The organism is Anabaena sp. EIM26 (genome assembly GCF_057568715.1).
This window is the reverse complement of record NZ_CM172472.1, coordinates 4,487,080-4,501,527: the sequence shown is the minus strand read 5'-3', so window position 1 is coordinate 4,501,527 and position 14,448 is coordinate 4,487,080. Positions and strand designations below refer to the sequence as shown.

10 protein-coding genes are annotated in these 14,448 nt (G+C 36.8%); 2 read left to right on the top strand and 8 right to left on the bottom strand.

What is annotated here, in order from left to right:
* Positions 1 to 16: 16 nt before the first annotated feature.
* A complete protein-coding gene (locus AC012T_RS19440) occupies positions 17 to 340 on the bottom strand; it encodes a DUF1825 family protein (RefSeq protein WP_015215072.1) in 324 nt (107 codons plus the stop codon).
* Positions 341 to 470: 130 nt separating this feature from the next.
* Positions 471 to 3,251, bottom strand: coding sequence for a two-partner secretion domain-containing protein (locus tag AC012T_RS19435; protein WP_487060374.1), 2,781 nt, complete (start codon positions 3,249 to 3,251; stop codon positions 471 to 473).
* Between the two features lie 622 nt (positions 3,252 to 3,873).
* Between AC012T_RS19435 and AC012T_RS19430 the strand changes: the two genes are divergently transcribed.
* Entirely contained in the window at positions 3,874 to 6,603 is a 2,730-nt protein-coding gene (locus tag AC012T_RS19430) for a non-ribosomal peptide synthetase family protein (RefSeq protein ID WP_487060373.1), read from the top strand.
* A 49-nt stretch (positions 6,604 to 6,652) separates the two neighbouring features.
* Here AC012T_RS19430 and mutS read toward each other — a convergent pair whose 3' ends face one another.
* Positions 6,653 to 9,223 (bottom strand): DNA mismatch repair protein MutS, encoded by a 2,571-nt coding sequence (gene mutS, locus AC012T_RS19425; protein WP_487060372.1) that lies wholly within the window; start codon positions 9,221 to 9,223, stop codon positions 6,653 to 6,655.
* Here mutS and AC012T_RS19420 point away from each other — a divergent pair.
* Positions 9,222 to 9,407, top strand: a complete 186-nt coding sequence (locus AC012T_RS19420) for a hypothetical protein (RefSeq protein ID WP_487060371.1) — start codon at positions 9,222 to 9,224, stop codon at positions 9,405 to 9,407. The genes mutS and AC012T_RS19420 overlap by 2 nt on opposite strands.
* On the opposite strand, the gene AC012T_RS19415 is transcribed toward AC012T_RS19420, so the two are convergent.
* The 5 genes from AC012T_RS19415 to AC012T_RS19395 all read right to left on the bottom strand — a co-directional run bounded on the left by AC012T_RS19415 (position 9,385) and on the right by AC012T_RS19395 (position 14,444).
* Positions 9,385 to 10,014: a DUF4276 family protein gene (locus AC012T_RS19415; protein ID WP_487060370.1), complete on the bottom strand. Its 630-nt coding sequence runs from the start codon at positions 10,012 to 10,014 to the stop codon at positions 9,385 to 9,387. The genes AC012T_RS19420 and AC012T_RS19415 overlap by 23 nt on opposite strands.
* Positions 10,008 to 11,207 (bottom strand): AAA family ATPase, encoded by a 1,200-nt coding sequence (locus AC012T_RS19410; RefSeq protein WP_487060369.1) that lies wholly within the window; start codon positions 11,205 to 11,207, stop codon positions 10,008 to 10,010. The genes AC012T_RS19415 and AC012T_RS19410 overlap by 7 nt, the downstream gene beginning before the upstream one ends.
* A 140-nt stretch (positions 11,208 to 11,347) precedes the next feature.
* Positions 11,348 to 11,869: a hypothetical protein gene (locus AC012T_RS19405; RefSeq protein ID WP_487060368.1), complete on the bottom strand. Its 522-nt coding sequence runs from the start codon at positions 11,867 to 11,869 to the stop codon at positions 11,348 to 11,350.
* 8 nt (positions 11,870 to 11,877) lie between these two features.
* Positions 11,878 to 13,134, bottom strand: a complete 1,257-nt coding sequence (locus tag AC012T_RS19400; protein ID WP_487060367.1) for an AAA family ATPase — start codon at positions 13,132 to 13,134, stop codon at positions 11,878 to 11,880.
* Positions 13,135 to 13,349: 215 nt separating this feature from the next.
* Positions 13,350 to 14,444: an AI-2E family transporter gene (locus AC012T_RS19395; protein ID WP_487060366.1), complete on the bottom strand. Its 1,095-nt coding sequence runs from the start codon at positions 14,442 to 14,444 to the stop codon at positions 13,350 to 13,352.
* Positions 14,445 to 14,448: the final 4 nt, after the last annotated feature.

Sequence of the window (14,448 nt, the reverse complement as noted above, 5' to 3'; positions counted from 1 at the left end):
GTCCCCAGTCTCCCCCTCAAGGCGTTTTTTCCAGTTCGGCTTTCATCCTGTTGAGGGTGACGTTCATTTGCTCAAACATTTGTTGCGGGGTAACGCCAAACTGACCTAGCTGAGTTTTTAGTTGCTCTATGGTCATTTGAGCCATGAAGTCTTCTGATAGCTCAAAACGCTTCATAAAGATGCGATATCGATCCATCATTGCTTCCATTTGCTCAATAAACAGCTTTTTGCCCTCGCGGTCAAATTTGCCGTAGTCGTTGCCAAGCTTAATCAGCGATTGATAATCTTCAAAAAGCTGCTTGGCTTCATGTTGAACTATCTCAGAATCAAAGAATCCCATTTTACTTCTATTTAACTGAGTAATAGCACTCAGTAATTTCAAATTTTGTCTCTAGTCTTATTTTAGCTTGAACTGACAGAAGCCCCACGTCTGACAAAAAGTGGTCAAATCCTGAGGGTTAATTATACAGTTAAGGTGCAAAACAAGAAGTCTTCGGTAGAATAAGACCGTGGGGTAGAACATTTGCTGATTGAGCAACTAAGTTAACTTGACCTTTGGCATCGAAAACCCATCCTTGCGCTTCTACAATCTCTGTCGGTATAGTGTCACTAACACCTACAGGTTGAATATCTGGGCTATTTTGTTGATCAGGCACTAGTTCTATCAAATCTACTAATGCTCTTGTCCCTGTAAATAAATCATCAGGGCTAGATGGTAATCCACCACGGCCAATGATAGTAAATTTATTTTCTCGACTGGCAAATTTGCTACCAGCTGCACATTCCTGGGAAACCTGATTATCGGTATCAATCACACTAGTAGAGAGATCTATTAAACCTTGACTGGGATTGGTAGATAACTGATTGATTTGCACTGTACCACTAAACTCTGGACTTGCCCCAGTGGCAGTAATATCACTTTCTGGAGTTAGTTGATCTCGAAACTGTGTCCCAAAGACACCCTGAGTCGTAATTATCACTCGACCACCACGAAAATCAGTCGAATTGGCACTAATGTCACTGTTTTCTGCTGCTGCTAAAACATCAGTCACAATAGTGATATTGCCACCAATCACATTGTTACCAGTCGCATTAGTAGTGATTTTGCTACCATTACGCATAATCAAATTTTGAAAACGTAAATCAATACTAGCTTGCTCTTGACTAGTAGCAGTACTATTACTGAGACTATTGCCACTAATGGTACTAAATTTATCCATCAAAATCGAGTTAGCTTTCAAGCTCAAATTGCCTGCATTTCCTGAGCCTAAAGCCTCTACAGTAATTGTAGCCCGATCGAGGATTTGCAAATTACTTGTATTAACTTTTATATCTCCTGCTGCCCCTGTTGCACTTAAACCAGAACTGGCAAAAAAACCACTGGATGATCCATTAATATCAGTACCCACTAGTTGGATATCAACAGCATTGACTGTTAAGGTTCCAGCTTTACCTGCATTAACAGTGGAAACGCTGATTTCTGCTCCTTCCTGAAGTTGCAGTTTATTAACATTAAGAAGTAAGTTTCCTCCATTCCCGACACCAACAGCACCAGCGCTAATTTTGCCATCCTGCATTTGCAAAGTATTAGCATTAATATTTAAATTGCCTCCATTTCCTGTAGCACCAATTTCCGATGCAGTACCTAAAGCATTCACAAAGCTTTCAGATCCTTTACCAATCAAGTGAATATCAGAGGCATTAATTGTTAAATTACCACCATTCCCAGAGCCAAAAGTGGAAGCCGATATAGCAGTATTTTTTCTTAAAATTAATTGCTTAGTGCTAATTTCTATATTTCCAGAATCAGCAATGCCCACGGTAGAAGAGTTAATATTTGTATTAACATTTATATCACCAAATACTTGGTAAAAAGTTTCACTTGGGGTTAGTTGAATTGATTCAGAAGCATTAATATTAATATTACCTGCTTTCCCTGTAGCCAAAGAACTACTGGCAATAGATCCTCGATTTTGAAGCAGCAAATTTTTTGTCTTAATATTGATGTTACCAGCATCTCCACTACTTTGGAGTCGATTTCCTGTTGCTAATAAAGATTCAATTACTTCTACTGACTCAGAGGCGTTAATGTTGAGATTACCAGCATTACCCTGATTAATGACAGAAACTAGTAAAATAGCTCCATCCTTAAGTATCAATTTATTTGTATTAATTTCTAAATTTCCGGTACTGCCAGAACCATTACTAAGGATAAAAAAACCATCCCGTGCCTCAGAAACATCAGCGCTGGGATCGAGAATATTTGCTGCTTTTTTCTCAAATTCATCAGTACCAATTATTTCTATAGTATTAGTGGCGTTAATGGTTATATTACCTCCTGGTAATGACCCCAAAGTGAAAGATACGATGCGTGATCCTTCACTCATTTGCAAATTACCAGTTTGTATTTGCATCTCTCCCCCACCGATGCCACTGGTATCAACATTAGCTTCAGCAGTTAGTTGAATATTGCCAAATTTTTGTATGCCATCATAAGCCAGGGAAAATCCTTGGTTGGTGGAGGTAAGGCTAACTAAACCTTCTCCAGCAACACTACCTAGTTCTAATCTCCCTCCATTCGTTTTTAGTGTTGCACCATCTAAGCTGATATCACCACCTACTAAAGCTAAGGTTTGATTTGGTTGTATCTGCAATCCAGTAGCTTTACTATTTACCTGAATTAAACTAGGATGCGCTGTAAATTGCAATCCTACAGGCATACTGATAGTCAATAATGGTGTGCTTTGAGAAACTTGACTACTAAACTGCGTACCATCTACAAATTTGATGCTGTTGGCTGTACTCGCTATCAAAGAACCACCAATGTTTAAGTTGGCATTTTCTCCAAATACAATCCCGTTAGGATTGATGAAAAACAGGTTTGCATGACCATGAGTACGAATCAGTCCATCAATATGGGAGATGGTGTTACCTGTTACTCTGGTGAGGATGTTTTGAATTGCCGAACCATTATTAAATAAGGCTTCACCACCTGTAGGTACAGAAAATTCTTGGAAACTATGAAATAGATTAACTCCCTTAACGGTACCACCGTTAATTTCACAGACTGTGCAATTTTGTTGTACCTGAGAGTTAGTTGGGAGGGTTTTGTCAGGAATTATTTGGGCTATGGCTTGGTTGCTGTGGGAGGAGGAAATGAGCAATGCTAACAGGTACAAGCTTAAGGATAAAATAGCAGATTTTTTTGCACCTTGGCTTTGTCTGGGGGGGTCGATTTCCTGTTTGCTCATTTTGGGTTATTTATTTGTCTATATTTTGGTTTATATAGTCATTAATTATACAGTAAGTGTGGTTTGCAATCCGTCCATACAAGAAAATTTTTAGCAATACAAACTATAAAACTGAATCCTATTGGTCTAAACATAAACAAAACACCGATTACAATTTGCTGGTTGAGAATAAATGAGTATATTTTTAACGTAGCCAGAAAAAGAATGCTTGATAGGAGAGATAAGCACTTTTATCTCAATATTCCGCAGGTTGGGGACTATCATGTTGATCAAATAAGTAGTAGTCAAAAAAGTGTTTAATTTATAGCATCTTTTTAGTAAATAGGGATACAATTCTGGAATTTAAAGTGTAAATAAAGATTTTATGAAAGATAATGAGTATCTCTGGCAATTTTTAGTTATTGGCAGTACCATTTATTTTGAGTAATCAATATAAAAATATTTCCGTAATACCAAAAGCGAAATATCTATTGAGATTCAATCTTTTATAAGATTACGAAAAACCCTTACCTATAAAATCAAATAATTAACTTATTGTGAGTATAATCTAATGCTTTATTGATTAAGCATTTCCAGGATTTTACGATGTTTTTCTGGCATAAACCTATTTTTTAGAGTACAAATGACTAATATTTACCGAACAATTCCCAAGAAGTTTTTCAATCAAAAGTTTGTTTGCAACAAATTAATTACTCCTCCTGAAGGCTTTATTAGATTTGAATTAGAAAATATTGAACAGTCTATCTCTACTCGTTTTGAACAACAAGTTAAGAAATATCCTCACTCTATTGCTGTCAAAACTAGTACTGAAACTCTAACTTATGAACAACTAAATAAAAATGCGAACCGATTAGCAAATAATATTCTTTCCCAAAAAGTAGAAAACCTAGAAGTTATTGCTTTATTACTCGAAAAAGGTGCAGATTTTATTACTAGTATCTTTGGGGGATTGAAAACAGGAAAAATCATTGTACCTTTAGACTCTACATTTCCCATTGATAGACTAGCTTATATTTTAGAAGATTCTCAAGCTGTTCTGATTATTACCAATAATCAAAATTTAGCTTTAGCTCATGAATTAGCTAATAATAATTGTCCTATATTAAATATTGATGAAAATATTAACGATGTTGCCGATGAAAATCCAAATATTTATGTATTACCTGAAACACCAGCTTACATAATTTACACTAGTGGGTCAACTGGTAAACCAAAAGGAGTAGTGCAGAGTCATATTAATTCATTACATTACTGCATGACTGATACTAATACTTTACTGATTAGCCCAGAAGATAGAGTAGTTTTTCTCTATTCATGTAGTGCGTTAGGAGGATTATTATGTATTTTCTATACGTTGCTAAATGGTGCGTCTCTTTATTCTTATGATGTGAAAAAACAGGGCTTAAATAATTTAGTTAATTGGCTAATTGAAGAAGAAATTACTATTTACCATTCCTTTACTACCCTGTTTCGGCATTTTGTGGAAGTTCTTACAAGTGGAAAACAGTTTCCTCATATTCGCTTGGTGAAATTAGGTGGTGAAGCTACCTTAATTAAAGATGTGGAGAACTACAAACAATATTTTGCTGAGGACTGTATTTTGTATGCGAGTTTAGGAGCAACTGAAACTGGAACTTTTAGGAATTTTATTGTTAACAAAAATACGGAAATTATGGGTGGTAGTGTTCCCATTGGTTATGGTATTGAAGGGATGGAAGTTGTATTGTTAGACGATAATGGGGCAGAAATAGAAAGTGGTAGCATTGGCGAAATTGCTGTTAAAAGTAAATATTTAGCTCTTGGTTATTGGCAAAAACCAGAAATGACGAAAGCTGTATTTTTGTCTGATATTCAAAATGAAAGTGAAAGGATATATCGCACTGGAGATTTAGGGCGTATTGAGGCTGATGGTTGTTTAGTCCACATGGGAAGAATAGACTTTCAGGTAAAAATTAGAGGCTTCAGAATTGAAGTTACAGAAATTGAAATGGAACTTCTGAATAGTGACACTCTCAAAGAAGCTGTAGTTATAGCCCGTGAAGATATTCCTGGAGAAAAACGTTTAGTAGCTTATGTTGTTTCCAAACAAAAACCTGTACCTATTAAGGAATTAAGGCAATATTTACAAGATAAACTACCAGATTACATGATGCCTAGTGTATTTGTATTTTTGGATGCTTTGCCATTAACACCTAATGGTAAAACAGATCGCCGATCTTTACCAGAGCCTGAGTTAGTAAAACCAGAAATAACTGCAACTTTTGCGCCTCCTTGTGATGATCTAGAATATCAACTAACGCAAATTTGGGAAGAATTTTTAGGTGTTAAACCTATTGGAACAGAAGATAACTTTTTTGAATTGGGGGGAAATTCGCTCTTGGCTGTGCGGTTATTTGCGGCTATAGAGGATAAATTTGGTAAAACACTGCCATTAGCATCTTTGTTTCCTATTGGTACAGTGAGTGCGATCGCTCAAATTATCCGTCAAGAACCAATTTTAGTAAATACCTTATCAGCAAAATCACACCAATCGTCTCTGGTAGCAATTCAACCCCAAGGTTCTAAACCACCTTTGTTTGTTGTTCACTCTCTGGGTGGAGAAGTGCTATGTTATCGTAATTTAGCAATACATTTAGGGTTAGAACAACCTGTTTATGGACTTCAACCCCAAGGAATAGATGGAAAACAGCCTCCTTTCGTTCGGGTGGAAGACATGGCCGCGCACTATATTCAAGAAATACGGACTATTCAACCACAAGGGCCTTATTTTTTAGGAGGGTATTCTTTTGGTGGTTTAGTTGCTTATGAAATGGCGCAACAACTGCAAAAGCAAGGTGAAAAAGTAAGTCTTGTAGCTATGTTTGATACCTGTCGTCCAGGGTATTTCCAAAGATTATCAGTGTTGAAAAGAATTCCTTTACATTTAAAGAATATCATCCAAGGTGGTCATGATTACGTCTTAAAAAAAGTTCTAGGTTGGAGCCGACACACTAAATACTGTATTAAAAAGGCATACAAATATTATTTAAATGTTGCTTCTCATGTTTTAAAGATATCCTCAAAGTCACCAAAAACTGATAAGTATTTACAAATCATGGATGCTAATACCCAAGCTTTGGAGAAATATACTTTTCCTACTTATGCAGGTAGAGTAGCTTTGTTTAGAACTAAGGATGAAAATCGAACCGATAAAATAGGTATAAAATACGATCCTCAATTTGGTTGGGGTGAGATAGTTACAGGTGAATTAGATATTTATCATATTCCTGGTTCTCATCTTTCTCTACTAAATGAACCTTATGTTAGAGTAGTTGCCAAACAATTGAAAGAGTGTTTAGAAAAAACTATTTAATAATTTGTAGGGCGTATTGTAACTCCCCTACACGAAGTAATCGAAATAATTAAAGTCCTTCACGCAAACCCATTGCAATTTTACTATGTTTTTCTATTTGTCCCATTACCTGTTTTGCCCTCTTTATTACCACTGCTGGTAAACCTGCTAATCTTCCGGCTTCAATTCCATAGGATTTATCAGCACCACCTGGTTGAACTTGGTGCAAAAAGATAATTTGATCTGGTAATTCTTTAACTGTAACTTGATAATTAGCTACGTTAGGAACAATACTAGCTAGTTCATTTAACTCATGATAATGGGTGGCAAAAATTGTCCGCGATTGAATTTCTACTGCTAAATATTCTGCTACAGCCCAAGCTATTGATAAACCGTCAAAAGTTGCAGTTCCGCGACCAATTTCATCTAGCAAAACCAAAGATTTAGCAGTTGCATGATTGAGGATATTGGCAGTTTCATTCATTTCTACCATAAAGGTAGATTGACCAGTTGCTAAATCATCAACAGCGCCGACACGGGTAAAAATGCGATCGCACACTCCCAGTCTAGCAGACCGCGCTGGCACAAAACTTCCGACCTGCGCCATCAACTGAATCAACCCCACCTGTCTTAAATAACAACTCTTCCCACTAGCATTTGGCCCCGTCAAAATCACCAAATCAGGCTTCTCCTCCTCCGCGTCTCTGCGGTTCGTTTCTCCTCCTAACCCAGTCGAATTAGGAACAAAAAACCCAGCAGGTAAAGACTGTTCCACTACTGGGTGACGACCATCAACGACTTCAATCTCCCGCCCCGCAAGCATTTCAGGACGACAGTAACCTTGATGTACAGCCAATTCAGCCAAACCACACAACACATCTACAGCCGCTACCGCACGGGAAATATTGCGAATTATTTCCGCATGACTGCCCACTTCTTCCCGCAAAGCTGCAAAAATCTCATATTCCAACTGATTTAAATCATCCCTAGCTGTGAGAATTCGCGCTTCTCGTTCTTTCAAATCTGGGGTGATGTAACGTTCCTCATTTGTTAACGTTTGCTTACGAATATAATTATCCGGAACTTGGTCAGATTTAGAACGCGAAATACTAATGTAATAACCAAAAGTTTTATTAAATCCTACCTTCAAATTCGGAATTCCCGTTCTCACCCTTTCATCAACTTCTAAATTTGCAATCCATTGTTGATCTGCTTCTACTGTTGCTTTTCTTTCATCCAACTGTGGATTTATCCCTGGACGAATTAAACCACCTTCTTTGAGATGAATAGGTGGTGATTCTACGATATGAAGTTGTAATTTTTTTGCTAATTCTTCCAGTACAGCGGGTACTTTTTGCAAGGCTTTGAGAAATGGGGATTGGGCTTCTGATGCTAGGTATGATAATTCTGGTAAACGGGAGAGGGAATCAGCTAAAGCGATTAAATCCCGTGCATTTGCTCTTCCTGAACCTGCACGACCTGTTAACCGTTCTAAATCGTAGATTTGCCGTAATAACTGCCGTAAATCTTGACGGAGAGGGGTGTTTGTAACCAATTCTTGAATAGTATCTTGGCGTGATTTAATACCTTTGATATCAAGTAGCGGTTGTAACAACCATCTTCTTAAAGCTCGTCCACCCATTGCGGTGCTAGTTCTGTTTAAAGCCCATAATAAAGAACCGTGAAATGTGCCATCACGAACGGTTTGGGTAATTTCTAGGTTGCGTCGGGTTTGGTGGTCAACGATGAGATAATCAGTCAGGGTATAGGTGTGTAATAGTTGCAGAAAAACGGTATTTTCTTTTTGGGTATCTTCGATATATTCCAATAGTCCACCAGCAGCGCGAACGGCGAGGGGGAGATGTTCACATCCTAAACCTTCAAGCGATCGCACTTTGAATTTCTGCAATAATCTACTTCTAGCTTCGGCTTGGGAAAAGGGAAGTTGCGATCGCAAACTATAACAAAATGTGGGTGGTAAACATTGGGGAAGAGATGGCGAAGTTTCCCCTGGACGCAGTAAAGTACCTAAATCGGGGGCGTTGGTGGGAAATAGCACCTCGGAAGGTTGCAAGCGCATTAATTCTTGAGTAAGGTTTTCTAAATCGCTACCTTGACAGGTGAGAAATTCCCCTGTGGATATATCTGCGTAAGCTAAACCCCAATGATTAACCGTAATTACCACAGCCGCTAGGTAATTATTGCGACTTGCTTTGAGCATTCCTTCTTCTAACAAAGTCCCTGGTGTGAGGATGCGGGTAACTTCGCGTTTTACCAAACCAATAGCATCAGCAGAGTCTTCCACCTGGTCGCAAATCACCACAGCGTAACCTTTTTCTACCAGCAGGGTTGTGTAGCGTTCCCAAGCGTGGTGAGGTACACCGGTCATAGCGATGCGACCAAGTTCACCACCATGTTTACTGGTTAAAACTAATTCTAGTTCTCTGGAGACTGTGACTGCATCTTGGAAAAAAGTTTCAAAAAAATCACCGACGCGATATAGCAGTAATGCATGAGGATATTTATCCTTCATTTCTACATAGTGCTGATACATCTTACTCAGCTTGCTGCGGTCTTCTACCAGATTTGTATCGCTAAGAGGTGTATTAGGTTGATTGGGTTCTGGTGTCGGAGTCGTCATGGTAGATGCTGAGAGTTTAGGCACAGATTATGGCACAATACCCGATGATAGCGTGATGTGGGGGATGGGAGTGCGATCGCTTAAAGTTTATTTATTTTTTGGTGTTGTGGATTTAGGAAGTCTCACGCAAAGGCGCAGAGGCGCAAAGAGGAAGAGAGAGATTATGATTTTAATATGCCCATGATTGCTGTTAGTGTAGTAAAAATGCGATCGCAATAAGGAGAAGCTTGACGAACTTTAGATACATCTAGCAATTCTAAAAGTTTGTAAGCGTGTTTAATTTTGTGATATTCTCCCTTGGTGGTATTAGCAGTAGCAGTTGTAAGAGTAGGTTCTAAATTCTCTTTAGCAATAGTTTCCACATTAGCATTTTTGGGAATAGCGTTTTCTTTAAATCCCTGTCCATAAAATTTTTTCAGAGTTTCAATATCAGCGATAAACCAAGCTTCCATTGTTTGAACCATCAAATGGCAGTTATTATCATCAACTTCTGCTGGTTTATCCCAATTATCTCTATATTTCAAATGTTCCCAAGGGGAATTTTGTTTCACAGGTGCTTCTGCATCAACCAACAACACATTAAAAGCTTCTGGATAATCTTGTAAAGCATTTTGAAAATCACGGAAAGCATTATTACGAGAACCACAAATAATAATATTCCACCGAATTTTCTGACTGCGAGATATATCAATCAAAGGTTTAAAAAATTTACTAAATCCCTGTCTAATAAAATCTTTTTGATCTTTTTTATCACCACCACCTTCTATATAAATCCGAATCTCCTTTACCATCTATTTCCTCCAATTTCCCCCATGCGCCAAAGTTCACCAAGAGTATAGTTTTCTAACCATTTTTTAAGTCTTTCTGGATCAAGCCGACGGAGGTGAGTTCCTGCATCATCTCGTTCACAAACTATTACAGATTCAGGATATTCACTCAAAGCAGAAACTAAAGTATCAGAGTGAGTAGTTATAATTAATTGTGTTCTCTGAGATGCTTCTATTAACATTTCAGCAATTGTTGGTAAAATATCTGGATGTAAACCTATTTCTGGTTCTTCAATACAAATTAGTGGTGGTGGAGTTGGGTCAAGAAGTAAAGCCATTAAACATAAATAGCGCAGTGTTCCATCTGATAAACGAGTTGCAGGAATTGGTTTGATCAGACCTTCTTCCCGAATAAATATCTGTACCGTGCCACCATATATTATTACATCTAATTCTTCCGCTGGCTCATAGAAATTTTTGAGCTTTTCAATAATTTTTCTACTACCTATCCGGTATTTTAAATCATTTAAAAATAGACCTAAATTACTTGCATCTTCTAATAAAGGATGTTGAGGTAAATCAGTTTTTTGAGCATTTCTTGGTTCTGAATATCGTCCCATTTGCCAGTGACGATATAAACCTATTTTAGCAAATTCTGTACTCAGATAAGAAAGTTCTGGATACAAATCAGGATCTTTTCTTTGAGATAAAACTGATTGATCTGGAATCAAATCTTCTCTGCGGAGACTACGTTGACCTGATTTTATATTTTCATCTATCTTATTGATATTTAAAACTGGGCGACCACGTTGATAACGATAGTAAAAATATACATCTTCTTGACCCTCATATCTTTGTGCATTTTCTACAGCTTCATCTACTAATTCTAGTCTTTGGGCAATTGCAGTAAAATTAAGCTTATAATTTAAATTTTGGGATCTTTGAGGGTAATTTAAAGTAACATCTATGTTAGCTATTGGATTTTCTTGCTCACCTTTCCACAAAAATTCATTTACACCTCCACCTTGACGGAAAGGCGCAGGTAAATCTGTTGGTGTTGCGCGTAAAATTCCCAGAGATTCAATAAAGTTAGATTTACCAGAAGCATTGGAACCAATTAAAACATTTAGCGGTTGTAGTTCAATTTCTTCTCCCTCACTTCCATAAGAAAGAAGGTTTGTTAATTTAATTTTGTGAATAAATCTTTTACCTTCCATTTACTTCTCCTAATATTAAAATATCAATATAAAATACTATTTATTAATTTTATCATTAGACATCTCCGAGAATTAAATGTGCGTGCTTTGAAACCCTTGTAGAGACGTTCCATGGAACGTCTCTACTTTTTTGGAAATGTCTATTTTCCACGGCTACTACGGCGTGTAGGAGGAGTGGGTTGTGGTGGTTCTTGAGATTTTAAACCATTATCATCAGTCAGAAATTCTACATGAAAACCTTTTTCGTGATAATGCCATCCTAAGACTACAATACTAGCATCACCCATTGAAGTCTTTTCTACAGCTTGGTTAGGAAATTTATCTGCTAATTTTTTTAATCCTTCCGCTTCCCAAAGTATGATTTGTTCACGAAAAGCAGCCCAAGGACTTTTTTCATCAGCAGCATAAATCATTATTTCTGCAAATCTTTCAGATGTTATTCGTTTATTGCCTGAATTTGTGGTTTTAGCTTGTGCAATATGATTACCTGTTTCTATAACTGTAGCTAAAGGAAGTACCAAAGTTGTTCCTTTCTCAATTTCTAATTTAATTTTATCATTAACACTTTTAAAATCCCATTTATTATTACCAGCAGTTTCTTTACCTGGAACTTCTAACCAGACGCATAGTAAAGATGTATCTATTAATAAAACTTTTCTCATATTTTTAGTTACTCCCCATGAGAAAGGCTACGTTCAATTGCGCCTTTAGTTGTCATTTGTCCCAAAGAATATGACGCAAACAATTTTGGGAAGTTATCAATATCTTCTAAAAGAGTAAGTTTACTTTCTCCGGTTTCTGAATCTCGATGTGCAACAACGACAAATGGAACTATTTCCGAACCAAACGCATCAAGTAAAGCTGGGTTATGAGTAGTGAGTAAAATATCAATATTGCGTTTACTGCCAATTTCTTTTAATATTTTCACGAGTAATGCTGCACGAGAAGGATGTAAACCATTATCTATTTCTTCTATGACAATTTGACTACCTTCAGGACGAGTGAGTAATGCTGTGAGAATTGCTAAAAATCGTAATGTTCCATCTGACATACTTCTAGCATCAATTTCTGTAATTTCTCCTGGTTTCCATTCTTCTTGACAGTACAGCATAGCATCAGTTTTAAATCTTCCAACTTTTTCAGCCCATATTTTTTTAATATCACCTTCTGGTAATTCTTTAAAATACTTTGATAGAGTTAATTCTATTTCTATTTTTTGTTTTTTTGGTAATGCTGCTAATACGCCAGCAATGTTTGAACCATCATTTTCAAGATATTCAGACAAATGTGAATAATCACGCATTTTAGAAGGAAGCGGATTTATGATAAAAATATTTTTTAGAGAATAAAAAAAATCTGCAAGTGATTCTTCTGAATCATTACCACTATAAATATAACCTTCAAGCCTCTTGAAATTTGCAAGTTGTGTTTGAGTAATAAAAAAATTATCGCTAAAAATACCATTATGTTGATCCAACATATTTTCCATAATATAATCACTTTTATTTAAATACTTAGTTCTTAAAACCTGTATAGGTTTTCTATTTTCTAGCCCGTAATCATTTTGTAATTCTTGTTGTTGCATTAATTCTTGGACAACTTTAAGAGATGGTTTTGTTTGTACGGTAATAGTATAAATAAAATCAATATTAAGATTATTACCTCCAGCAATAATCTTTAATGTAAATTCTTTATTTGGTTTAAGTGCAGCCCCTTCTAGACCACCTCGAATTGAAGGAAGAGTGGAATCACCAACCAAAGCTGGTCTAATATCCTCTCGTATAAATGTTCTTTGCAAAAATTCCAAAGCTTCAACCACATTAGACTTACCACTTGCGTTAGTCCCAATCAGAACCGTCAAAGGATCAAGTGGAAGTTCAGCATAACGGAAACTTTTCCAATTTTCGAGAATGAGTTTTTTAAGCATAATCAACTCCCAAAATATTACTTATCTTTATTGTAAGGATTCAGGATACAGAATGTTTGATATAGCAGGGAACAGGCAACTGAAGACAAAAATATTCTTCTTCCTTCTTCCTTCTTCCTTCTTCCTTCTTCCTCCTGACTCCTGACTCCTGACTCCTGAATTCTGACTCTTTATCGTAACCAAAATCCACCCCACCCAAAATTAATAAACAACCCTCAGCGAACCTCTGCGTTAACCTCAGCGCCCCTCTGCGTTTCAATTACCTCTTCAACCTTCCTCAATTCACCAGCCCGCCAACTATCAGCAATATCCTTAATAAAACTAGCGAGAGGAATAGCCACCAACAAACCCAAAACGCCGCCCAATTTCGCACCTAACAATAAAGAAATTACCACCCAAACAGGATTTAAGCCAGTCAAATTACCCAAAATACGTGGTGCGATAAAATTAGAATTTATTTGGTCAATAGTAACAGCTACACCTAAAACTTCTACACCTAACCAAAAGTTGTTCAACGCCACTAATAGACTAACTATTGCAATACCTATACCTGTACCAAAAGGAAAGAGAGAAAACAGACCAATTGCAATTCCAAAAAGTAATGCTAGGGGAACTCGTAACGCCACAAAAGCTAGAGTCACTACCACTCCTAATACAGCACCTAATGTTGCTTGACCGATAAAATAATTTTGAAAATCTTCTCGTAATAAATCTCTAACTCTTGTGCCTATATTTCGCGGAAACCACTGGTAAATTCCATTCCATAAAGGTTCACCATTTAAAATCAAATAAACGGTTATGACTAATGTTAGTAGTATGTTAACTAAAGCCCCAATTGTGTCGAAAGCAAAACCTAAAATCTTACCTGTAAATGACTGAAATTGATTAGAGATTCTTTCTAAAAGTTGAGTTGCTAAACCACTTAAATTCAAAGGCAGTTGTTGCGTTGCTGCCCAATTTAAAAATGCTTGTAATTGATCATTGCCAGATTCAATCCAATAGGGGAAAATATTAACTAGTTCATTAAGTTGTTGGAAAATTAGTGGTACTAAAATAACGCCAACAGCCCCTAAAATTATTATAGCTAATAGCAATACTCCCACAATTGCTAAATTACGGGGAACTCCGCGTTTCTGAAAGAATTTAATTGGATAGTTTAAAACAAAAGCTAATAAAATTGCGGCAGAGACAACACTTACTAAAGGTTGAAAATACTGCACAACCTGAATTAATAACCAACCATTAAGAATGACTACGGGAAAGGCTAAACCTATATTTACCCATTGCGGTATTCTGTTTGCTATTTGCATGAAG

Bases quoted from the DNA above. Each gene is read 5' to 3' on its own strand.
- AC012T_RS19440 (WP_015215072.1), bottom strand. From the start codon at position 340: ATGGGATTCTTTGATTCTGAGATAGTTCAACATGAAGCCAAGCAGCTT.
- AC012T_RS19435 (WP_487060374.1), bottom strand. From the start codon at position 3,251: ATGAGCAAACAGGAAATCGACCCCCCCAGACAAAGCCAAGGTGCAAAA.
- AC012T_RS19430 (WP_487060373.1), top strand. From the start codon at position 3,874: ATGACTAATATTTACCGAACAATTCCCAAGAAGTTTTTCAATCAAAAG.
- AC012T_RS19420 (WP_487060371.1), top strand. From the start codon at position 9,222: ATGGTAGATGCTGAGAGTTTAGGCACAGATTATGGCACAATACCCGAT.
- mutS (WP_487060372.1), bottom strand. From the start codon at position 9,223: ATGACGACTCCGACACCAGAACCCAATCAACCTAATACACCTCTTAGC.
- AC012T_RS19415 (WP_487060370.1), bottom strand. From the start codon at position 10,014: ATGGTAAAGGAGATTCGGATTTATATAGAAGGTGGTGGTGATAAAAAA.
- AC012T_RS19410 (WP_487060369.1), bottom strand. From the start codon at position 11,207: ATGGAAGGTAAAAGATTTATTCACAAAATTAAATTAACAAACCTTCTT.
- AC012T_RS19405 (WP_487060368.1), bottom strand. From the start codon at position 11,869: ATGAGAAAAGTTTTATTAATAGATACATCTTTACTATGCGTCTGGTTA.
- AC012T_RS19400 (WP_487060367.1), bottom strand. From the start codon at position 13,134: ATGCTTAAAAAACTCATTCTCGAAAATTGGAAAAGTTTCCGTTATGCT.
- AC012T_RS19395 (WP_487060366.1), bottom strand. From the start codon at position 14,444: ATGCAAATAGCAAACAGAATACCGCAATGGGTAAATATAGGTTTAGCC.